This is a genomic window from Thioclava nitratireducens, from assembly GCF_001940525.2.
Lineage (GTDB): Bacteria > Pseudomonadota > Alphaproteobacteria > Rhodobacterales > Rhodobacteraceae > Thioclava > Thioclava nitratireducens.
In genome coordinates this window covers 1,428,903-1,449,350 of record NZ_CP019437.1, presented here as the reverse complement: position 1 = coordinate 1,449,350, position 20,448 = coordinate 1,428,903, and the positions used below count along the sequence as shown (strand labels likewise).

Below are 20,448 nucleotides of genomic sequence, written 5' to 3'. Positions count from 1 at the left end.
AGCCGGGATCACACCAACCGGCTCTGATCCAACGCGGCCTTGATGAAGCCCGCGAACAGCGGATGCGGAGCGAAGGGCTTCGACTTCAGCTCGGGATGGAACTGCACGCCGATGAACCACGGGTGATCCTTGTGCTCGACGATCTCGGGCAGGCGGCCATCGGGCGACATGCCGGAGAAGGTCATCCCGCATTTCTCCAACGGCTCGCGATACTTGATGTCGACCTCATAGCGGTGGCGGTGACGCTCCTCGATATCGGTCGCGCCATAGACCTCGGCGACCTTCGAGCCCTCCTTCAGCGCCGCCGTGTAGGCGCCCAGGCGCATGGTGCCGCCCTTGTCGTCGGTGACCTTGCGCTCGACCCTGTGGTTGCCCTGCACCCATTCCTTGAGGTGATAGACGACCGGGGTGAAGCGCTTCTTGCCCGCCTCGTGATCGAACTCTTCCGAGCCCGCATCATTGACGCCCGCGAGGTTCCGCGCGGCCTCGATGACGGCCATCTGCATACCCAGACAGATGCCCAGGTAAGGAACGCCCTTTTCGCGCGCGAATTGGGCGGCGCGGATCTTGCCCTCGGTGCCGCGCTCACCGAAGCCACCGGGCACAAGGATCGCGTGGTAGTTTTCCAGATAAGGTGCCGGATCTTCGTTCTCGAAAATCTCGGCGTCGATCCATTCGGCCTTCACGCGCACCCGGTTCGCCATCCCGCCATGGGTCAGCGCCTCGGCGATCGACTTATAGGCGTCTTCGAGCTGAACGTATTTGCCCACGATCGCGACGCGCACCTCGCCCTCGGCATGATCGAGACGGTCCATCACGTCTTCCCAGCGGCTCAGCTCCGGCTTCGGCGCGGGAGAGATGCCGAACGCGTCAAGCACCGCCTGATCGAGACCGACGCGGTGATATGCCAGCGGCGCCTCGTAGATCGACTTGAGATCGTAGGCGGGGATCACCGCCTCGGGGCGCACGTTACAGAACAGCGCGATCTTGCCGCGCTCCTTGTCGGGGATCGGCTGCTCCGAGCGGCAGACCAGCACGTCGGGCTGGAGGCCGATAGAGCGCAGTTCCTTGACCGAGTGCTGCGTCGGCTTGGTCTTCAGCTCGCCGGACGCCGCCAGATAGGGCAGCAGCGTGAGATGCATGAAGATCACCTGACCGCGCGGGCGGTCCTGGCTGAACTGACGGATCGCTTCGAAGAAGGGTAGACCTTCGATATCGCCCACCGTGCCGCCGATCTCGCACAGCATGAAATCGACCTCGTCATCGCCGACATCGAGGAAATCCTTGATCTCGTTGGTCACGTGCGGGATCACCTGGATCGTCTTGCCCAGATACTCCCCGCGGCGCTCCTTCTCGAGCACGTTGGTGTAGATGCGCCCCGAGGAGATCGAGTCGGTCTTGCGGGCCGAAACCCCGGTGAATCTTTCGTAGTGACCAAGGTCGAGATCGGTCTCCGCCCCGTCATCGGTGACGAAAACCTCGCCATGCTCGAACGGGCTCATCGTGCCCGGATCAACGTTCAGATAGGGGTCGAGCTTGCGCAGCCGAACCGAAAAGCCGCGTGCTTGCAGCAATGCCCCAGGGCGGCGGATGCCAAACCCTTTCCGAGCGACGAGACGACGCCGCCGGTAATGAAGACATAACGTGCCATGAAGACCCCCGTGATCTGCGAAATTCGAATGGTTTCCCTGCCCCAAGAGGGTCAGGATCACGGGATTTAATGCTTACACGATTCGCGGCCTGCCCGCAACCAGACCGCAAGCTATTGAGTTTGGATAGGACGCACCCGCAAGTTTTTGTGGGTGCGAACCGATGGTTGACTGAAGTGACGGCTTAGTTGGCGGCGGGCGGCGTGACCGGACCGCTTTGCGTATCCGTCGTGGTTTCGCCCGCGTTTCCGCCGGTCGAGGCGTCCGAACCGCTGGCAGGCGGCGGCATCACCACGTCGAGCGAGGGCGTCGAACCGGTCGTGTCATTGGCCGGCGCGGTATCCGCCGGCGCGCTTTGCTGGGGCGCAGCGGTGTCGACCACCGAGCCGGTGCCCGCTTTCTGCGCGGCCAGAACCGTCAGCGTCACCGAGGTCGCGAAGAAGCCGGCGGCCAGAACCCAGGTCACGCGGGTCAGCGCATTGGCGGCCTGCCGACCGGTCATCAACCCGCCTACGCCACCGCCGGAGCTGTTGGACGACCCCATGCCGAGACCACCCCCTTCGGAGCGTTGCAGGAGCACCACGCCAATCAGCAGCAGCGCGAGGATCAGGTGGATCGAGAGAACGACGTTTTCCATGAACGGGTCCGGGCCTTCTTTCTTGCGACGCGCCTATCTAGGCGGATGAGGCTGAGGGCGCAAGGCCGCATAGGCGGATTTTCGGCTTTCGCGGGGTCAAATCGGCCCACGCCCGGCCTTCACGCGCGCTTTGACTTTCGTATTGGCCCAAATATCCCCGCCGGAGGCTCCTGCGCTGCCCGCCTGCGCGCGGCGTATGGATAGAGCGATCGCCTCTCGCAAATGCGGTCTTTCGCCCCGCGCGCTCAGCCGCTATACCTCGCGCGGTTTTACACCTGCCAAGGAGAGAGCAATGGCCAATGTCGTCGTCGTCGGCGCCCAATGGGGTGACGAGGGGAAAGGCAAGATCGTGGACTGGCTCAGCGAGCGCGCGGACGTGATCGCGCGGTTTCAGGGCGGTCATAACGCGGGCCATACGCTCGTGATCGACGGCAAGGTATACAAGCTCAACGCACTGCCTTCGGGCGTGGTGCGGGGCGGCAAACTCTCGGTGATCGGCAACGGCGTCGTGCTCGACCCGTTCCACCTGCTCGCCGAGATCGAGAAGATCCGCGACCAGGGGGTGGAGATCACCCCCGAGACGCTGATGATCGCGGAGAACACCCCGCTGATCCTGCCGATTCACGGCGAGCTCGACCGCGCCCGCGAGGAAGCGGCCTCGAAAGGCACCAAGATCGGCACCACCGGCCGCGGTATCGGCCCAGCCTACGAAGACAAGGTGGGTCGCCGTTCGGTCCGCGTGGCAGACCTCGCCGATGACGCGACGCTGGAGGCCCGCGTCGACCGCGCGCTGCAGCACCACGATCCGTTGCGCAAGGGGCTCGGTATCGAAGCGATCGACCGCGACGCGCTGATCGCCAAGCTCAAGGAAGTCGCCCCCGAGATCCTTAAATACGCGGCCCCCGTCTGGAAAGTGCTCAACGAGCAGCGCAAGCAGGGCAAGCGTATCCTCTTCGAAGGCGCCCAGGGCTCGCTGCTGGATATCGACTTCGGCACTTACCCCTTCGTGACTTCGTCGAACGTGGTCGCAGGTCAGGCTGCGGCCGGCACCGGCATGGGCCCGGGCGCGATCGATTTCGTGCTCGGGATCGTCAAGGCCTACACCACCCGTGTAGGCGAAGGCCCCTTCCCGACCGAGCTGGACGACGAGGACGGCAACCGCCTCGGCACGCGCGGCCATGAATTCGGCACCGTCACCGGACGTAAGCGTCGCTGCGGCTGGTTCGACGCGGCCCTAGTGCGTCAGACCTGCGCGATCTCGGGCGTGAACGGCATCGCGCTGACCAAGCTCGACGTGCTCGACGGGTTCGAAACGATCAAAATCTGCACCGGCTACGAACTCGATGGCGAGAAGCTCGACTATCTGCCAACCGCCGCGGAAGAACAAAAGCGCTGCATCCCCGTCTATGAAGAGATCGAAGGCTGGGCCGAATCGACCGAAGGCGCGCGCAGCTGGGCCGATCTTCCGGCCGCCGCGATCAAATATGTTCGCCGGATCGAGGAACTGATCGACTGCCCGGTCGCGATGCTTTCGACCTCGCCCGAGCGCGACGACACGATCCTCGTGACCGACCCCTTCGCGGATTGATCCGATGGCGCTGAGCTACAAGGCCCGTCGCCGCCTCTCGCTTCTGGCCCTCGTCGTGGGGTTGCCCGCCTATGTCGTCGTCGCCGTCACGGTGGTGAACTGGGCGGGCGCGCGCTGGGGGCGGCTGCCGATCTGGGCGGAGTTCTGCGTCTATGTCGTGCTCGGCGTGCTTTGGATCGCGCCGCTCAAGCCGATTTTCAAAGGTGTCGGCAAGGACGATCCGGATGATCCACCGCGCGAGTGACACCCTCTGGCGGGCGCGCCGGAAAACGGGCAGGTTAGCCTCATGACCAGCGCGCCTTTCCCCCTCCCGCCCGACAGCCTAACCAATTCCGACATCACGGAATTGACCGCGTGGCGGCACCGTCTGCATCAGGATCCCGAGCTTTCGGGCGAGGAACGCGACACCGCCGCGCGGGTCGTCGCGATGCTGCTGCCAACCGCACCCGACCGGACGCTGACCGAGCTTGGCGGGCACGGGGTCGCCGCAATCTACGACGGCGCGGAGCCCGGACCCACAATCCTGTTGCGCTGCGAACTGGACGCGCTGCCGATCCACGAGACCGGCACGCCGCCCTACCGCTCCAACTTTCCCGGCAAAGGGCATCTGTGCGGCCATGACGGGCATATGGCGATTCTCGCGGGAGTCGCACGCTGGCTGTCGCGCAATCGTCCCGCCCGTGGCCGCGCGGTCTTGCTGTTCCAACCGGCCGAAGAGACCGGCGCAGGGGCTGCAGCCGTGATTGCCGATCCGCGCTTTGTCGAGATCGCGCCCGACCTGTCCTTCGCCTTGCACAACATGCCGGGCGTCCCTCTCGGAACGGCGGCGCTGCAGGACGGGGTAATGAACTGCGCCTCGCGCGGCATGAAGATCACGCTCACCGGCTGGACCGCTCATGCTTCGTTACCAGAAAGCGGTCGCTCCCCTGCCCCGGCACTGGCCCGGCTGCTGACCGATCTAACGGCGCTCGGCAACGCGTTGCACCAAAGCGATCCCGATTTCGCGCGCGTCACCGTCACCCATGCGCGGCTCGGTGAGCCTGCCTTCGGCGTCGCCCCCGGCGCGGCGGAGCTTTGGGCGACCCTGCGCACCCAGCGCGATGCGGGGATGGCGGGGCTCGTCGACAAGGCCGAGGCGATGGTGCGTGACGCCGCCGATGCGCTCGGGCTGGAGCGCGAGATCACCTATCATGATATCTTTCGCCATTGCGAAAACGCCCCTGAAGCAAATGGCATCCTGCGGGCGGCGCTTCAGGCCGAGGGGATCGAGACCACCGAGACCGATCTACCGATGCGCGCCTCCGAGGATTTCGGTCGTTTTGCCGATCACGGCCCCGCGGCGATGGCGCTTCTGGGCGCAGGCGACCGCCCGGCCCTGCACAATCCCGATTACGACTTTCCCGACGAGCTGATCGCCCCCGGCGCGCGCGTGCTGATCCAATGCCTGCGCGCACGGCTCTATTGATCCAATAAGAAAGGGCGGCCCCGAAGGACCGCCCTTTTCTGATCTTTCGCCGGGGTTACTGCCCCGAGGCCATCTTCGCCTCGTCCCAGTAGCGCGAGGCTTCGGTAATCGCGTATTGGCCGCGCTTCACCTTGGTGATCTTGCCCTGACGCAGCAGACGCCCGAAGACACGCATCCGCTCCTCGCGCGGCACATCAACTGCATCGTCCATGAAGGACAGCTTGCGCATGATCTGCGGCGGCGAGAAATGCGGACGCCCTTCGACGGCCGAGGTATAGGCCGCAGCGGCTTCCAGCAGGTCGGAGAGACCCTGCGTACCAAGGCTTTCGGCGAATTCGGCGAAGCTCGTCGCCTGCTCGGGGTTCATCGGCATGGCTTCGGCCTCGTCCGCTCCGCCAGCGGCGAACTGACTTGCCGAGACACGGCGCGGGCGGATCGCGGCGGCGGGCTGAGGCGCGGGCTGCTCATCGGCGGCTTCTTCTTCCGCATCGACGCGCTGTTCCGAGACCAGTACCAGCGGCGCCGGTCGCATCGGTTCGGGGCGACGCGAGCCCGTCTCGCCCGAGCTGACCGGGCGACGCGGGCGCACGGCTTGGGTCAGGTCGGCACGATAGGGCTCGGACCCGTCCTCGTCCTCGACGCCGCCTTTCGCGGTGTCCTGCCCCTTGGCCAGACGATCCGCGACGGTCGCAGCCACGGCGGCCTTGAGATGCGCGATCGCGGAGAAGCGGCGGCGCGTCTCGACACCTTCGGCCTGCTTGTCGGCCTCGGCGAGGAGACGATCCATCTCCGCCTCACGGTCGGTCTCTCTTTCGGAAAGCGACGCGACCTCGCGCGCGGCAACCTCGGTCGGGGCCTGCGCTTCTTCCGTGTCTTCCGCGTCTGCGGTCCCGGTGGCTTCGGTTTCTTCCGATGCCTCGGCAGCGAAAGTGTCGGCGCGGGTATCTTCCTCCGCTTCCGCCATGGCGTCATCTTCCGACATCGCCTCGACCTCGGCTTCCTCGGCCTCGATGATCGTGTTGCCCAGAACCAGCACGTCCTGCGCGTCGAGCGATGCGGTCTCCATGTGTGCCTCAGGCGTTTCCGCCTCGGGCGCCTCGGCCTCGTCCTGCGTCAGAACCAGCGGGGCGTCGACCGACTCGTCTTCCAGTTCGGACAGGTCGATTTCCGGCATCGCGTCGTCTTCGGCCACTTCGCCCTGCGCGACGGCCTCTTGCGGAGCCTCGTCGTCGGTCTCGATCTCGGACCCGGTGAAGAGGTTCTCCATCTGCAGTGCCGCGAGCTCGCGCATGAGATCGGCTTCGGCTTCCGGCGACAGGCCGCCAGGCACACGGCTGCCGTGATCGGCATCGTCCCGGGCGCGTGGCTGCTCTGCCTTCGGCGCCGGGCCTGCCTCCGACGAGGCGTCGCCCAGTTCCGCAGCCAGTCGCGCGGCGAGGTCGTCATCCTCGGCTTCTGCTTCCAGCTCTGCCTCGGTTTCCACCTCCTGCTCGGCCTCTGCGGCGACTTCAGGCTGTTCTTGCGCCGCATCGGCCTCGGCTTCGACCTGCGCCTCGGCCGGGGTCGCCTGATCTTCCTGGACTTCGGTGGTGGCAACTTCGGCGGTGGCACCGTCTTCGGTCTGCTCCGAACCCTCGTCAGTAGCGGCCGATGCTGCTTCCGCAGACTCGATGGTTTCGCGGCGGCGCACCTTGATCACGCGGGCACGCAAGCGCGGCGTGGCGGTTGCGTCGACCGGCGTTTCGGTGTCGAGGGTGACATCTGCCGAGGCCGCCTCGGCGCTGTCCTCGGATTGATCGGCGTCGGTCTCTTCGGTCGCGCCGAGTTCGTCCGCAGCGGCCTTGAGCGCCGCGATGCGTTTGGCACGCTTGGCCGAACGGCGCGCGCGGCGGGTCGCCTGACGGCGCTGCATCTGATCGTCGCTCGTGTTGAAGTCCGTGTCGGCTTTCTCGTCTTCGTCTTCGTCCGCGTCAGCCTCATCCTGCTCGGCGACGGGCTCTTCGGCTTCAGCCGCTTCGATGTCTTCCGCGGCCTGTTCGAGCGCGACCTCTGCCGCTTCTTCTGCGACGTCTTCTTCGGGCATCTCGGCGTCGGGCTGCGAAGGCTCGGAGGCTTCGGGTTCGATTTCCTCGGCGCTCAGCGGGCCGGAGATGTCAAGGTCGTAGCCGAAATCCTCGGCTTCGCTCGCCGGTTCAGCCTCGAAGCGCCCCAGAAGCGCCTCGGGGGCGGAAACGGGTTCGTCTTCCTCGGAGAAGCTGTCGGCCTGAACCTCGCGAGCACGGGCGACGGCTTCGCGGATACGCTGCAGCTTGGCGGCAACGGTTTCCGGCTGCGCGAAGCCTGCTTCGGGCTCGGCGTGCTGCGCCGCAACCTCGGCTTCGGGCTGCTCTGCGACCGGTTCGGGCGCTGCCACCGGCTCGGGCGTCTCGGCGACCTCCGGCTGCGCGGGCGTTTCGGCGGCAGGCGCGGCTTCTTGCGGCGCTTCCGACGTCACAAGCGGCTCTTCCTGAGCGGGCGCGGGCGCCTCGTCGGCTGCAGCCTCGCCACCCAGGAGCGTGTCTTGCTGGCGCAGCACGACGCCGTTTTCCTGAATTTTTGCCTCGACCCGGCGCTGAATCTCCCGCTCCGCGATACGGTGAAGCATCTCCGCATCGGGTTGGGGCGGCTCTGCGCCGAAATACCGGTCGTCGGCGGCCAGATCGCGGAAATACTCCGCAATCGCCTTCATCGTGTTGAAAGGCTCGTCAAATCCTTCCAAGGTGCACGAAAAGGTGCCGTAGGATACGGTCAGAATCTTGCTCGCACCAACCATGGACCACTCGCTTTCTATTGGACCTCAATGCGTCGACATTCCTGTCCAACTGGTTCTTTCGCGTGGACGAAAGAAGGCATTTGAAAGGTTTTTTACCGGTCTCGATTGTCTTTCTTTGCCACAATCGTCATCAATCAATCCATGATTAGCAGTATTGTCCATTCGTCAACCGGGGTTTCGCTTCTCGGCGCCGGCGCGATCAAACAGGCGGATGTTGACGAAGCGTTGACAATCGCCCCCTGCCTCGTGGCCGCCGATGGTGGCGGAGATCGCGCGCTGGCGATGGGCCTAACCCCGAAAGCGGTGATCGGCGATCTGGATTCTCTGTCGGATGCGGCACGGGCATCGCTGGGCCCACGCGTCCATCAGGTGACCGAGCAGGACAGCACCGATTTCGCGAAATCCCTGCAACGGATCGAGGCACCGTTCATCCTCGCGCTCGGTTTCACGGGGATGCGGCTGGATCACACGCTGGCCGCGATGACCGACCTGATCCGCACGCCGCATCGGGTGGTGATGCTGGCAGAGGAGGAGGTGATCTTCCGCTGCCCTCCGTCGCTCTCGCTCGATCTGGCGGAAGGCACGCGCGTATCACTGTTTCCTTTCGGCGAGGTAAAGGCGCGCTCGGAAGGGCTCCATTGGCCGCTCGACGGGATCGGCTTTACCCCCGCCGAGCGGGTCGGCACCTCGAACCGCGCGACGGGCTCCGTGAGGATCGTGATGGACGGCCCGGCACTGATGATGCTGCCGCGCGAGGAATTCGCTGCCGCGCTGGCGGGTTTGGGGATCGGCTGAGCCGCCCTAGCCCGCCTCGACCCGCAACGTCTCCTCCAGCCACGGCGCTTCCGCCAGAGCCGGTTCGACCACGCGTTCTTGCAGCAGCGTCCGCAGTCGGCCCGCCACTTTCGCAGGCCAATCCGCCATCATCCCATCGCGCGCCGCCAGCACGATCCGCCGGGTCAAAGGCGGCCCGTCGAGCGGCGAGAGCGCCAGCCCCGCGCGCGGCGCATGGCGCACCGCCGAAGGCGTGAGGATCGTCCAACCCCGCCCCGCCGCGACCAGCGCAAGGATCGCTGGGTAGCTGTCGAGTTCCAGTTGATGCGGCGGAGCCTTGCCCGTTTGCGCGAGATGCGTGGCGATCTGTCGGCCCATCAGCGTGCGCTGGGAATAGTGGATCAGCGGCAGCGGCGGATCGCTCTGCGCAGGCGCATCGGCGGGATGGATGGCGAGGAACGGTTCCGTCAGAAGCGGATGCAGCTCGATCCCGTCGAGCGCGGCGCCCTGCGGCTCGGCGGCGACGGCGACATCCAGACCGCGCGCTTCGAGCTTCGACAGCAGGCGGTGGCTCGGCCCGGTTTCCAGCTCGAACCGGCAGGTGCTGAGCTCATCCGCCATCCCCGCCAGCAGGAGCGGCGTCACCTCGGCCTCGAAATCCTCGATCATGCCCAGCCGGAAACTCGTGAGCCCCGCCGGATCGGCTTGGCCCACCCCGGCGCGGCCCCGCGCCAATTCGTCCAACATCGCCTCGGCATGCGGCAGGAAAGCCCGCCCGGCAGCCGTCAGCGCGAACGGCCGGGCCGAACGGTCCACAAGCTCCGCGCCCAAAGCGCTTTCCAGACCTGCGAGTTGCTGGCTGACCGCCGAGGCCGAAACGCCGAGGCGGCGCGCGGCGGCGGTAGTCGCGCCTTCCTCTGCCGTGGCCACGAAGACCTCGACCGCCCAGAGGCTGATGCGGGGATGGGCGGCGGGCATGGGAGGCTCCGTGGTCGGGGAGGCGATAAGTCTTGCCGCGCAGACTGCCTTGCCCCGCCCCGGTGCGCAAGCCGCGCGCAACCATGGGACATCGTAGAGCATTGACGCCGGCCGCGCCGCGGATAGCCTCGCTTCCATCCATCGCCCATCCCGGAGGAGTCGCGAGATGAAAGACCAAAGCTGGCAGGCCCGCGCCGATGCGCATAGCTTCTACGGTTTCACCGATCTGCCCACGATCCACGATCGCGGCGCGGTCGTCGTGACCCATGGCGAGGGGCCGTACATCTTCGACACCGAGGGGCGGAAATATCTCGATGCGAATTCGGGGCTCTGGAACATGGTCGCGGGGTTCGACCATCCCGGGCTGATCGCGGCGGCGCAGGCGCAATATGCGCGCTTCCCGGGCTATCACGCTTTCTTCGGGCGGATGTCGGACCAGACGGTGATGCTGTCCGAGAAGCTGATCGAGGTCTCGCCTTTCGGCGACGGCAAGGTGTTCTACACCAATTCCGGCTCCGAGGCGAATGACACGATGGTCAAGATGCTGTGGTTCCTGCACGCCGCCGAGGGCAAGCCGCAGAAGCGCAAGATCCTGACCCGCAAGAACGCCTATCACGGGGTCACGGCGGTCTCGGCCTCGATGACGGGCAAGCCCTATAATTCGGTCTTCGGCCTGCCGCTGCCGGGGTTTCTGCATCTCACCTGCCCGCATTACTGGCGCGGAGGGCAACCCGGCGAGACGGAGGAGCAATTCACCCAGCGCCTCGCGAACGAGCTGGAAGCGACGATCATCAAGGAAGGCGCGGACACGATCGCGGGCTTCTTCGCGGAGCCGGTGATGGGCGCGGGCGGGGTGATCACGCCGCCGAAGGGCTATTTCCAGGCGGTCGCGAAGATTCTCAAGAAATACGACGTCCCGCTGATCTCGGACGAGGTGATCTGCGGCTTCGGGCGCACCGGCAACACATGGGGCTGCGAAACCTATGACTTCCAGCCCGACGCGATAATCTCGTCGAAAAACCTCACCGCCGGGTTCTTCCCGATGGGTGCGGTGATCCTCGGCCCGGAACTGTCAGCCCGCCTGCAAGCCGCCTCCGAGGCGATCGAGGAATTCCCCCACGGATTCACCGCTTCGGGCCACCCGGTCGGTTGCGCGATCGCATTAAAAGCGATCGACGTGGTGATGAACGAGGGGCTGGCCGAGAATGTCCGCCGCCTGAGCCCGCGACTGGAGGCGGGCCTCGCCCAGATCGCGCAAAACCCCAATATCGGAGAACTGCGCGGCGTGGGCTACATGTGGGCGCTGGAGGCGGTGAAGGACCGCGAGAGCAAGACGCCTTTCGACGGGTCGCTCTCGGTTTCGGAACGCATCGCCAATGCCTGCACCGATCAGGGGCTGATCTGCCGACCGCTCGGGCAATCGGTGGTGCTGTGTCCGCCTTTCGTCCTGACCGAGCCGCAGATGGACGAGATGTTCGAGAAGCTGGAAACGGCGCTGAAGAAGGTGTTCGCCGAGGTGGGGTGAGCCTCCAAGCCGCGAGAACACCAGTTCTCCCGTTAGGCGCCCCGGCACATAACTCGGCGCAACTAACGAAAATTATGCTATCATTACCTTGCCCTTATGGGGCGAGGTAGATTGCGTTGGTCGGAGGAACGCGCATGAGCCGTCTTCTCAGAGTACTTTCCTGCGCCGCCCTGATTGCTCTCGGTGCGCTCTCGCCATCCCACGCCGCCGATAGCATCGGCAATGTCGGGAAGTGGAGCGTTTTCGAAGAGAGAAACGGAACCATCAAGACCTGCTGGGTCGCGACCGCGAATGATCGGCGCATTCTGCTGAATGGCTCGCTTCTCTACGTCGCGGTTACGAAGCATTCGGGGAGGCAACCGGAGGTGTCCGTTTATGCCGACCGACGGCTGCCGCGCTCTGGCGGAATGACCATCACCATCGGGCAGAGCAAATTCCGTCTGCGTTCGACCGGACAATATGCCTGGGTGGATGAACGGACCGACAAGCTTGCGATCAACGCGCTAAAACGAGTCGAGGCGGCAGGCGGGAAGGCGAATTTCTACGTTTCCATTCCGAAAGTGGGCGTTTTCGATTTTTCTGCAAACGGCTTCGCCGCGGCGTTGGACATCACATTGAAGCGATGCAGGTGAAGGCAGTGGATGCGTTTCGGTTGGATCGTTCGGACGCGCCTCACATAGACCGGACGGTCGAACTGAAACGGGCCGCATCTTGCGATGCGGCCCGGTGTCAATTTCATGCGGCGCCTGCGTTGCGCCGACGCGGGCGACGCCGCTTCGGCGTAGCGTTGCCGCCGGCGTCGACCTTGGGCTTGGCTTCCGCGCGCGGTTTCGAGCGCGGTTGGGCCTGAGCTTGACCCTGGCCTTGCCCCTGCCCCTGCGGTTTGCCCTGGGGCTTGCCGCCGCGACCCTTGTTGCCGCCGGAGCGCGGACCGCCGCGACCGCGGCCACGACCTGCGCGCGCGGAGGGGCGCACGGCCTCGGACGGGCGTTCGCCGCTCGCGGTCGGGATCTCGATCTTCATCAGCTTTTCGATCTGCAGGAAGTTATCCGCCTCGTCCGGCGAGCAGAAGGCAATCGCCTCGCCCTCGCGACCGGCGCGCGCGGTGCGCCCGATACGGTGGACATAGGCATCCGGCACGTCCGGCAGGTCGAAGTTCACGACATAGGACACGCCCGGAATGTCGATCCCGCGCGCGGCCACATCGGTCGCGACCAGCACGTTGACCTTGCCATCGCGGAAGCCCTTGATCGCGCGGTCACGCTGGCCTTGCGATTTGTTGCCGTGGATCGATTCCGCGTTGTAGCCGTCTGCGCGGAGGCTCTTCATCAGCTTTTCAGCGCCATGCTTGGTGCGGGCGAAGACGAGCGTCAGCGCGCCCATGTCGGCCGAGAGAATATCGCGCAGCTTGCGGGCCTTCTCGGCCTTGCTGTCGAGGAAGTGCACCGATTGGGTGATCTTGTCGGCGGCCTTGCCGGGGGGCGAGACCTGCACACGCTTCGGATCGGTGAGGTAGGCCTGCGAGATCTCCTCCATCTGCTTCGGCATCGTGGCCGAGAACAGCAGCGTCTGGCGCGGGGTGCCAAGGCGCGATGCGATCTTGCGGAGCGCGTGGATGAAACCGAGGTCGAGCATCTGGTCGGCCTCGTCGAGCACCAGATGGCGGGTGTAGCGCAGGTCGACCGCGCCGCGATCCATAAGGTCGATCAGACGGCCCGGGGTCGCGACGAGAATGTCGTTGCCGCGATGCATCATGGTGATCTGACGGTTGATCGACTGGCCGCCGACGACGGTGGCGACATTCATCTTGGTACCCTGAACGAGCCCCGAGAGGTTGTCGGCGATCTGGTTCACCAGTTCGCGGGTCGGCGCGAGGATCAGCGCCTTGCAGGTCTTGGGCGAAGGTTTGCCCGGCTGCGCCATCAGTTTGTCGATGAGCGGCAGGCCGAATGCCAGCGTCTTGCCGGTGCCGGTCTGGGCGAGGCCCAGCACGTCATGGCCCGCAAGAACCAGCGGAATCGCCTTTTCCTGAATCGGGGTCGGCTGGGTGAATTTTGCGCGTGCGAGCGACTTGAGAATGGCCGGGGAGAGCCCCAGCGAAGAGAAATCGGACAATGCCTATCCTTTATGGCCGAGGCTCCCACGCGGGGATACGCACGGCGATCAGCCCGGACGGGAGTGTCCGGAGCGCAGGTTGACGCAGACCTCGGGACAGGCGGGCTAGTCCCGCGTGGTCCGGTCTCGCGTGTCAGAACCCTGCGTGAATGGGAACTCGGGAGGTATCGCCGGTGCGCCTCTCTCGGGCGCGGCTTGCTCACGCGGCAGCGCGGCGATGTGGGCTAAATGCGCGTGATGGCGCTAAAAGTCAAGGGGGAGCGTGTTTTGGTGGCTTCCCTCGAAGTGATGGCCCGCCCGGGCGACCATCCCGGGCCGCGCCCGACCGCCCCCAGGGCGCTTTCGCGCAACCTGCGCGCGCTCGGTCTTGGGGCGAAATGGCACGATTAAGTACCCGCCACCTATCGCGTGAGCGCCCACCCGCGATCGGGCAAGGCCCTCAGCACGGATAATGCATCCTCAGCAGTTCGGCACGTTCACCGCCAGCCCACCCAGGCTCGTTTCCTTGTAATGCTCGTGCATGTCGCGGCCCGTCTGGCGCATCGTTTCGATCGCCGCGTCCAGCGGCACGAAATGCGTGCCGTCTCCGCGCAGCGCCAGCGAAGCCGCCGACACCGCTTTGATCGCGCCCAGACCGTTGCGCTCGATACAGGGCACCTGCACCAGCCCCTTTACCGGATCGCAGGTCATCCCGAGGTGATGCTCCAGCGCGATTTCGGCCGCGTTCTCGATCTGCTCAGGCGTGCCTCCCAGCACGGCGGCCAGTCCCGCCGCCGCCATCGCCGCCGCCGATCCGACTTCGGCCTGACAGCCGCATTCGGCGCCCGAGATCGACGCGTTGGTCTTGATCAGCCCGCCGACCGCCGCCGCGGTCAGCAGGAAATCGGGGATTTTCGCGGAGGATGCGGAAGGCACATGATCGAGCCAGTAGCGGATCACCGAAGGCAGCACACCCGCCGCTCCGTTCGTAGGTGCAGTGACGACCTGCCCGCCGGCGGCATTTTCCTCGTTCACCGCCATCGCATAGGCCGAGATCCAGTCGTTGATCTGATGCGGCGGTGCGAGGTTCTGGCCCCAATCCGCCTTCAGGCTCTCATGGATCGCCTTGGCACGGCGCTTGACCCGCAACCCGCCTGGCAATTCGCCTTCGCTCGTCAATCCGCGCTCCATGCAATCGCGCATCGTGACCCAGATTTTCGCGAGACCCTCGTCGATCTCCTTAGGACCACGGAAGCGCGCCTCGTTGCGCCGCTTCATCTGCGCGATGCTCAGCCCGGAGGCATGGGCCATCGCCAGCATTTCCTCGGCGGTCTTGAAGGGAAACGGCACCGGGCTCGGCGCGTCGCGGGCCGCATCGTCGACCGCGGCCAGTTCGGCTTCTGTGCGCACGAAGCCACCGCCGATCGAGTAATAGACCTCGTGCATCAACACGTCGCCCTGCGCGTCGCGCGCCTCGATCACCATGCCGTTGGCGTGGCCGGGCAGCGACGTGTCGTAGTCGAAGATCAGATCGGCCTCGGGGTCGAAGGCCAGCGGCGGCAATCCGTCAGGCTTCAACAGGTGATCGCGCGCATTCGCGGCCAGCAATTTCTCGGCCAGATCGTTATCGTAGCTCTCGGGCACAACGCCCGCGAGCCCGAGGATCGCCGCGCGGTCCGTCGCATGGCCCTTGCCGGTAAAGGCGAGCGAGCCGTGCAGCCGTACCCGCACCCCATGCGCGGTGAAGGGTGAGGCCCGGAGCGCGTCGAGAAACCGCGCGCCCGCCACCATCGGCCCCATCGTATGCGACGAGGACGGCCCGACGCCGATCTTGAAGATGTCGAATACGCTCAGAAACATGCGACCTCCCTGCCCTGATTTAGGCCCAGACTGCCGGTTTCGCCCGCCGACCAACAGCCCCAAAACGACCCCGTCACGCGCAAAAGCAACATCGTTGACGCGACATGGAGGAGTTTCGCGCAACCTGACGGGCGAAAGGACGCTCGGCAATGACCACGCCTTCGCGGATCAGGCACGGCACCGACTCCCGATCCGATGCCGCGCGGCTGATGGCGGGCGGGATGCGACAATTCCTCCTGCGCTTAGCAAGGATCGACAAAGCCCTCGCCTGAACGCCCCGGATTGCCTATAAGCATCCGCAACTCAGACTGCCCATGAATGGAGTGCCAAATGGCTGCCGACCTCTCCCCGATCGACAAGGCGAAATTCGCCGCCGCCCGCCGTGCCGTTGACTTCGTCGAAGACGGGATGCGCGTGGGCCTCGGCACCGGCTCGACCGCCGCTTGGATGGTGCGCTGCCTTGGCGAGCGTATCCGCGACGAAGGTCTGCAGCTGATCGGGGTGCCCACCTCGACGCGCACCGCCGATCTCGCGCGTCAGGTCGGCATCAAGGTCGTGGCCCTCGACGAGGCGAAATGGCTCGACATCACGATCGACGGGGCGGACGAATTCGACCCCGACCTGAACCTGGTGAAGGGCGGCGGCGGCGCGCTGCTGCAGGAGAAGATCGTCGCCACCGCGTCGGACCAGATGATCGTCATCACCGACGCCTCCAAGGAAGTGAACCATCTGGGCGCCTTCCCCTTGCCCGTCGAGGTCGTCCCCTTCGGCTGGCAGGTCACCCGCGCGCTGATCGAGGAGCTGCTGGACTCGATGGATGTAATGGGCCGCCAGACTTCACTGCGCCTGAACGGTCAGCAGCCCTTCGTGACCGACGAGGGCAATTATATCGTCGATCTGCACCTCAACCGCATTGGCAACCCGCGTCAGCTGGCGTTGGTGCTGAACCAGATTCCCGGCGTCGTCGAGAACGGCCTCTTCATCGACATCTGCGACAAGGTCATCATCGGCGGCACCGACGGCAAGGTCGAGATCCGCGACATCAATGAGGGCACGGTCGCCAACGAGACCATCGAGTTCGCCGAGGACGAGAATATCTTCCGCGACATGGATTGATCCGCGCGGCGCGCGCCCGGGGATGCAAAGCTGCGCCGCATCCCCGTTCCGCGCGCCTCCCCCTCCCTCCCCCGCCTTGCTCCTGAGCGCATGGACCGCTAAGCCAATGCGCAAGGACCACAAGGAAGGAAGGCCTCCCATGAGCTTCGACTATGATCTCTTCGTCATCGGCGGCGGCTCGGGCGGGGTGCGAGCGGCCCGGATTTCCGCCGGTCACGGTGCGCGCGTCGCGCTGGCCGAGGAATACCGGATGGGCGGCACCTGCGTCATTCGCGGCTGCGTCCCGAAGAAACTGATGGTCTTCGCCTCCACCGCGCCGGCGGCCATCGAGGAGGCGCGCGCCTATGGCTGGAGCGCCGATGCAGGTCAATTCGACTGGCCCGGGTTCCGCGGCAAGCTGGATGCGGAGCTCGACCGGCTCGAAGCGATCTACCGCCGGGGACAGGAAAACGCGGGCGTGAAGGTCTTTGACCAGCGCGCGACGGTTTCGGGCCCGCATGAGGTCACGCTGGCCGATGGCACGAAGATCACCACCAAGCACATCCTCGTCGCGGTCGGCGGACGGCCCTTCGTACCCGAGTTCCCGGGCTGCGACCTGGTGATGACTTCGAACGACATCTTCAAGCTCGACACCTTGCCTGAGCGCATCCTGATCGTCGGCGGCGGTTATATCGCCTGTGAATTCGCCTGCATCCTCAACGGATTGGGCGTGCAGGTTACGCAATATAACCGCTCGCCGCTGCTGCGCGGCTTCGACGGCGAGGCACGCGATCTGATCGTCGACCAGATGCAGGCGAGCGGCATCGAAATTCACACCCATGTCGTCATAACCGAGATCGAGAAGACCGAGAACTGCCTGAAAGTGACCTGCGGCGACGGGCGCGAGGACGAGTTCGACGCGGTGCTCTACGCGACGGGTCGCACGCCGAACACCGAGGGGCTCGGCCTCGAAGCAGCAGGCGTGGAACTGGGCGAGCGCGGCGAGGTCATGGTCGACCAATGGTCGCAGACCAACGTGCCCTCGATCTTCGCCGTGGGCGATGTGACCGACCGCATCAACCTGACCCCGGTCGCGATCCGCGAGGGCCACGCTTTCGCCGATACCGTCTTCGGCGCGAACGCCCGGCCCTCGGACCACGAACTGGTCGCCTCCGCCGTCTTCACCCAGCCCGAATTCGGCACCGTCGGCATCACTGAGGAAGAGGCCGAGGAGCACGGCAATGCCGAGGTCTACGTCTCCAGTTTCCGGCCGATGCGCTCGAGCTTTGCGGGCTCCGACGCGCGTGTGTTGATGAAACTGATCGTGTGTCGCGAAACGCGCCGCGTGCTGGGTTGCCATATCGTCGCGCCCGAAGCGGGCGAATTGATCCAGATGGTAGGCATCGCCGTCAAGATGGGTGCGACCAAGGAACAGTTCGACGCGACCTGCGCGGTCCACCCGACGATGGGCGAAGAGCTCGTGACCATGCGGAACCCGGTAAGACATTATTGAAATCACGGAAAAGATACCCAACTGTCCGAGAAGATAACGGAAAGGTGAGGAGCATATGAGCAACGGAGGCCCCTGGGGCGGCGGAGGCGGTGGCGGCGACGACCGCGATGACGACCGCGAAGACAAACGCCCCGGTCAGCGACGTCCCGGTGAGGGCGGCCAGATCCCCGAAATCGAGGAATTCATGCGCAAGGGCTCCGAGCAGCTCCGCGTGCTGATGGGCGGCAAGGGCGGCGGCAATCGCCCCAACCGTCCCAATGGCGGCGGAGGCGGCAAGCCCCCCTTCCCGACCAAGATCGCCGTGATCATAGGCCTCGTGGCCGTGGTGGCGATCTGGCTCGGCTCCTCGCTCTACAAGGTAAACCCTGAAGAACGCTCGGTGGAGCTCATGTTCGGGCGCTACCACGCGACCAAGGGCCCCGGCCTGAATCTCGCGCCGTGGCCCTTCCTCACCTACACCAAGGTTCCGGTGACCCGCGAACAGACCGTTGATATCGGCTCGGGCCGCGCTGGCACGAACGATACCGGCCTCATGCTGACCGGCGACCAGAACATCGTCGATCTGGAGTTCCAGGTGGTCTGGAACATCAGCGATCCGGCGAAATACCTGTTCAACCTCGGCGATCCGCAGGACACGATCCGCGCGGTCTCCGAATCCGCGATGCGCGACATCATCGCGCGCTCGAACCTCGCGCCGATCCTGTCGACCGCGCGTGGCGAGATCGCGGCCGATCTGCGCACGGCGGTGCAAAAGACGCTCGACAGCTACGATGCGGGCATCAACATCGTCCGCGTGAACTTCAACCGCGCCGATCCGCCGCGCGAGGTGATTGACAGCTTCCGCGAAGTGCAGGCCGCGCAGCAGGAGCGGGACCGTCTCGAGAAAGAGGCCGACGCCTATGCCAACAAGGTGACGGCAGGTGCCCGTGGTGAGGCCGCTCAGGTCAAGGAAGAGGCCGAAGGCTACCGCGCGCAGATCGTGAACGCAGCCGAAGGTGACGCCGCGCGCTTCAATTCGATCCTGACGGAATACGAGAAAGCGCCCGAAGTTACCAAGCGCCGGATGTTCTACGAGACCATGGGCAAGCTGTTGCAAAATGTGGACAAGGTTGTCGTGGACACCAAGGACGGCGCCGGTGGGGTCGTGCCCTACCTGCCGCTCGACCAGTTGCGCAAGAACTCCAGCTCGACGTCGAACAGCTCGGCGCCCAGCACCACCAAATCGACCGCCAACAATGGAGGAAGCAACTGATGCGCGGACCTATCGCAATTGCCGTTCTCGTTGTTCTGATCTTCCTCGGGCTGAACTCGGTCTTCGTGGTGGACGAGCGTGAAAAAGCCCTCGTGCTGCGCTTCGGTGAGGTGCAGCAGGTGAAGACGGAGCCGGGTCTCGGTTACAAGATCCCGATCGTGGATACGATCGTCAAATATGACGACCGCATCCTGAGCCTCACCACGCAGCCGCTCGAAGTCACACCCGAGGACGACCGGCGTCTCGTTGTCGACGCCTTCGCGCGCTGGCGCATCGTCGATGCGGTGAAATTCCGCGAAGCCGTGGGCGGGGGCGGCGAGCAGATCGCCAAGAGCCGCATCGATGGCATCCTGAACAACGCGATCCGCGAAGTTCTGGGCTCGGTCCCCTCGACGGCGGTGCTGTCGGACGACCGGACGCCGCTGATGAACCGGATCCGCGATCTGGCACGGCGCGAGGCGCTCTCGCTGGGCGTCGACGTGATCGACGTGCGTCTGACCCGCACCGACCTGCCCGAGCAGAACCTGGCCTCCACCTATGGCCGGATGCGGGCAGAGCGTGAGCGCGAGGCCGCAGACGAGCGCGCCCGCGGCGCCGAGGCCGCACAGCGCATCCGCGCAACCGCCGACCGTACTGCGGTCGAGGTCACGTCCGAGGCCAAGAAGCAGGCCGAGATCGTGCGCGGCGAAGCCGATGCGCAGGCCAACAAGGTCTATGCGGATGCGTATGGCAAGGATCGCCAGTTCTTCGCATTCGTCCGCGCGCTGCAATTCTACGCGCAGTCGATGAAGACGCAGACTTCGTCGCTGGTGACGCAGCCCGACAGCCTCTACTTCGATTACGGGCGCTTCCTGCGCTCGATCGGGGAGAACCCGGGGCCCGAAACCGGTGCAAGCCGGGGCAACGGATCTGCGAGCCAGGTCGGCCAGTGATGGCGATGCTTTTGACCGGTCTGGGACTGGTCCTTGTGATCGAGGGGCTGGCGCTTGCGCTGGCCCCTTCACGTATCGAGCAGGCGCTGGACGCGCTGCGCGCCATGTCGGCGGGGCAGCGGCGGACGCTTGGCCTTGCGACTCTGGCAGCGGGCGTGGCGATCCTCTGGGCGCTGCGCGTCTTCGGATAACCGCTCAGTTCCCCGCATCTTAGGCGCAAGAGAGCGCCCGCTTCGCCCCCCTGCGACGCAATTTCCTGTCGTGAATTTTGGCG

At 65.4% G+C, this 20,448-nt stretch carries 16 protein-coding genes and 1 pseudogene; 11 read left to right on the top strand and 6 right to left on the bottom strand.

The genetic code is table 11. The annotated features are described in order from the left end of the window. Positions 1-8: 8 nt before the first annotated feature. Together BMG03_RS07180 and secG are read right to left on the bottom strand one after the other, a co-directional pair. A pseudogene (locus BMG03_RS07180) lies at positions 9-1,651 on the bottom strand (CTP synthase). A gap of 182 nt (positions 1,652-1,833) precedes the next feature. Next, on the bottom strand, positions 1,834-2,286 hold the full coding sequence (secG, locus tag BMG03_RS07175) for a preprotein translocase subunit SecG (RefSeq protein WP_075776095.1): 453 nt from the start codon (positions 2,284-2,286) through the stop codon (positions 1,834-1,836). Between the two features lie 292 nt (positions 2,287-2,578). On the opposite strand from secG, the gene BMG03_RS07170 reads away from it, so the two are divergent. Genes BMG03_RS07170 through BMG03_RS07160 form a run of 3 tightly spaced genes read left to right on the top strand, consistent with a single transcriptional unit; the run spans position 2,579 to position 5,339 of the window. After that, positions 2,579-3,874, top strand: a complete 1,296-nt coding sequence (locus tag BMG03_RS07170) for an adenylosuccinate synthase (RefSeq protein WP_075776096.1) — start codon at positions 2,579-2,581, stop codon at positions 3,872-3,874. Between the two features lie 4 nt (positions 3,875-3,878). Next, complete coding sequence (locus BMG03_RS07165) at positions 3,879-4,118, top strand: DUF2842 domain-containing protein (protein ID WP_075776097.1); 240 nt, start codon at positions 3,879-3,881, stop codon at positions 4,116-4,118. A 42-nt stretch (positions 4,119-4,160) separates the two neighbouring features. Next, a complete protein-coding gene (locus tag BMG03_RS07160) occupies positions 4,161-5,339 on the top strand; it encodes an amidohydrolase (protein WP_075776098.1) in 1,179 nt (392 codons plus the stop codon). 55 nt (positions 5,340-5,394) lie between these two features. Here the strand turns inward: BMG03_RS07160 and BMG03_RS07155 are convergent, their stop codons facing one another. Next, the gene (locus tag BMG03_RS07155) at positions 5,395-8,151 is read right to left on the bottom strand and encodes a hypothetical protein (protein ID WP_075776099.1); all 2,757 of its coding nucleotides are present in this window, start codon (positions 8,149-8,151) and stop codon (positions 5,395-5,397) included. A gap of 141 nt (positions 8,152-8,292) precedes the next feature. On the opposite strand from BMG03_RS07155, the gene BMG03_RS07150 reads away from it, so the two are divergent. Continuing rightward, positions 8,293-8,946: a thiamine diphosphokinase gene (locus BMG03_RS07150; protein ID WP_075776218.1), complete on the top strand. Its 654-nt coding sequence runs from the start codon at positions 8,293-8,295 to the stop codon at positions 8,944-8,946. A 6-nt stretch (positions 8,947-8,952) separates the two neighbouring features. Here the strand turns inward: BMG03_RS07150 and BMG03_RS07145 are convergent, their stop codons facing one another. Next, a complete protein-coding gene (locus tag BMG03_RS07145; RefSeq protein WP_075776100.1) occupies positions 8,953-9,903 on the bottom strand; it encodes a LysR family transcriptional regulator in 951 nt (316 codons plus the stop codon). A gap of 166 nt (positions 9,904-10,069) precedes the next feature. On the opposite strand from BMG03_RS07145, the gene BMG03_RS07140 reads away from it, so the two are divergent. Further along, on the top strand, positions 10,070-11,428 hold the full coding sequence (locus BMG03_RS07140; RefSeq protein ID WP_075776101.1) for an aminotransferase: 1,359 nt from the start codon (positions 10,070-10,072) through the stop codon (positions 11,426-11,428). A gap of 134 nt (positions 11,429-11,562) precedes the next feature. Next, on the top strand, positions 11,563-12,060 hold the full coding sequence (locus BMG03_RS07135; protein ID WP_075776102.1) for an invasion associated locus B family protein: 498 nt from the start codon (positions 11,563-11,565) through the stop codon (positions 12,058-12,060). A gap of 103 nt (positions 12,061-12,163) precedes the next feature. On the opposite strand, the gene BMG03_RS07130 is transcribed toward BMG03_RS07135, so the two are convergent. Beyond that, positions 12,164-13,543 (bottom strand): DEAD/DEAH box helicase, encoded by a 1,380-nt coding sequence (locus BMG03_RS07130; protein ID WP_075776103.1) that lies wholly within the window; start codon positions 13,541-13,543, stop codon positions 12,164-12,166. 459 nt (positions 13,544-14,002) lie between these two features. Then, positions 14,003-15,382 (bottom strand): L-serine ammonia-lyase, encoded by a 1,380-nt coding sequence (locus tag BMG03_RS07125; protein WP_075776104.1) that lies wholly within the window; start codon positions 15,380-15,382, stop codon positions 14,003-14,005. A 330-nt stretch (positions 15,383-15,712) separates the two neighbouring features. Here BMG03_RS07125 and rpiA point away from each other — a divergent pair, with 330 nt between their 5' ends. From rpiA to BMG03_RS07100, 5 genes are all read left to right on the top strand, one after another. Then, positions 15,713-16,498 carry a ribose-5-phosphate isomerase RpiA gene (gene rpiA / locus BMG03_RS07120; protein WP_075776105.1) on the top strand — a complete coding sequence of 262 codons (786 nt, stop codon included), beginning with the start codon at positions 15,713-15,715 and terminating at the stop codon, positions 16,496-16,498. Positions 16,499-16,637: 139 nt separating this feature from the next. Beyond that, positions 16,638-17,990 carry a glutathione-disulfide reductase gene (gor, locus tag BMG03_RS07115; protein WP_075776106.1) on the top strand — a complete coding sequence of 451 codons (1,353 nt, stop codon included), beginning with the start codon at positions 16,638-16,640 and terminating at the stop codon, positions 17,988-17,990. Positions 17,991-18,045: 55 nt separating this feature from the next. Next, positions 18,046-19,242 carry an FtsH protease activity modulator HflK gene (gene hflK / locus BMG03_RS07110; RefSeq protein ID WP_075776107.1) on the top strand — a complete coding sequence of 399 codons (1,197 nt, stop codon included), beginning with the start codon at positions 18,046-18,048 and terminating at the stop codon, positions 19,240-19,242. Beyond that, positions 19,239-20,174: a protease modulator HflC gene (hflC, locus tag BMG03_RS07105; RefSeq protein ID WP_077701158.1), complete on the top strand. Its 936-nt coding sequence runs from the start codon at positions 19,239-19,241 to the stop codon at positions 20,172-20,174. Before hflK ends, hflC begins: the two co-directional genes overlap by 4 nt. Further along, the gene (locus BMG03_RS07100; RefSeq protein ID WP_075776108.1) at positions 20,174-20,365 is read left to right on the top strand and encodes a DUF2065 family protein; all 192 of its coding nucleotides are present in this window, start codon (positions 20,174-20,176) and stop codon (positions 20,363-20,365) included. Before hflC ends, BMG03_RS07100 begins: the two co-directional genes overlap by 1 nt. Positions 20,366-20,448 lie beyond the last annotated feature (83 nt).

What these genes read in the sequence shown, in the direction of transcription:
- gor (WP_075776106.1), top strand. Translation starts at nt 16,638, where the DNA reads ATGAGCTTCGACTATGATCTCTTCGTCATCGGCGGCGGCTCGGGCGGG.
- BMG03_RS07150 (WP_075776218.1), top strand. Translation starts at nt 8,293, where the DNA reads ATGATTAGCAGTATTGTCCATTCGTCAACCGGGGTTTCGCTTCTCGGC.
- BMG03_RS07125 (WP_075776104.1), bottom strand. Translation starts at nt 15,382, where the DNA reads ATGTTTCTGAGCGTATTCGACATCTTCAAGATCGGCGTCGGGCCGTCC.
- BMG03_RS07100 (WP_075776108.1), top strand. Translation starts at nt 20,174, where the DNA reads ATGGCGATGCTTTTGACCGGTCTGGGACTGGTCCTTGTGATCGAGGGG.
- BMG03_RS07165 (WP_075776097.1), top strand. Translation starts at nt 3,879, where the DNA reads ATGGCGCTGAGCTACAAGGCCCGTCGCCGCCTCTCGCTTCTGGCCCTC.
- secG (WP_075776095.1), bottom strand. Translation starts at nt 2,286, where the DNA reads ATGGAAAACGTCGTTCTCTCGATCCACCTGATCCTCGCGCTGCTGCTG.
- BMG03_RS07135 (WP_075776102.1), top strand. Translation starts at nt 11,563, where the DNA reads ATGAGCCGTCTTCTCAGAGTACTTTCCTGCGCCGCCCTGATTGCTCTC.
- rpiA (WP_075776105.1), top strand. Translation starts at nt 15,713, where the DNA reads ATGGCTGCCGACCTCTCCCCGATCGACAAGGCGAAATTCGCCGCCGCC.
- BMG03_RS07170 (WP_075776096.1), top strand. Translation starts at nt 2,579, where the DNA reads ATGGCCAATGTCGTCGTCGTCGGCGCCCAATGGGGTGACGAGGGGAAA.
- BMG03_RS07160 (WP_075776098.1), top strand. Translation starts at nt 4,161, where the DNA reads ATGACCAGCGCGCCTTTCCCCCTCCCGCCCGACAGCCTAACCAATTCC.
- hflK (WP_075776107.1), top strand. Translation starts at nt 18,046, where the DNA reads ATGAGCAACGGAGGCCCCTGGGGCGGCGGAGGCGGTGGCGGCGACGAC.
- BMG03_RS07145 (WP_075776100.1), bottom strand. Translation starts at nt 9,903, where the DNA reads ATGCCCGCCGCCCATCCCCGCATCAGCCTCTGGGCGGTCGAGGTCTTC.
- BMG03_RS07155 (WP_075776099.1), bottom strand. Translation starts at nt 8,151, where the DNA reads ATGGTTGGTGCGAGCAAGATTCTGACCGTATCCTACGGCACCTTTTCG.
- BMG03_RS07140 (WP_075776101.1), top strand. Translation starts at nt 10,070, where the DNA reads ATGAAAGACCAAAGCTGGCAGGCCCGCGCCGATGCGCATAGCTTCTAC.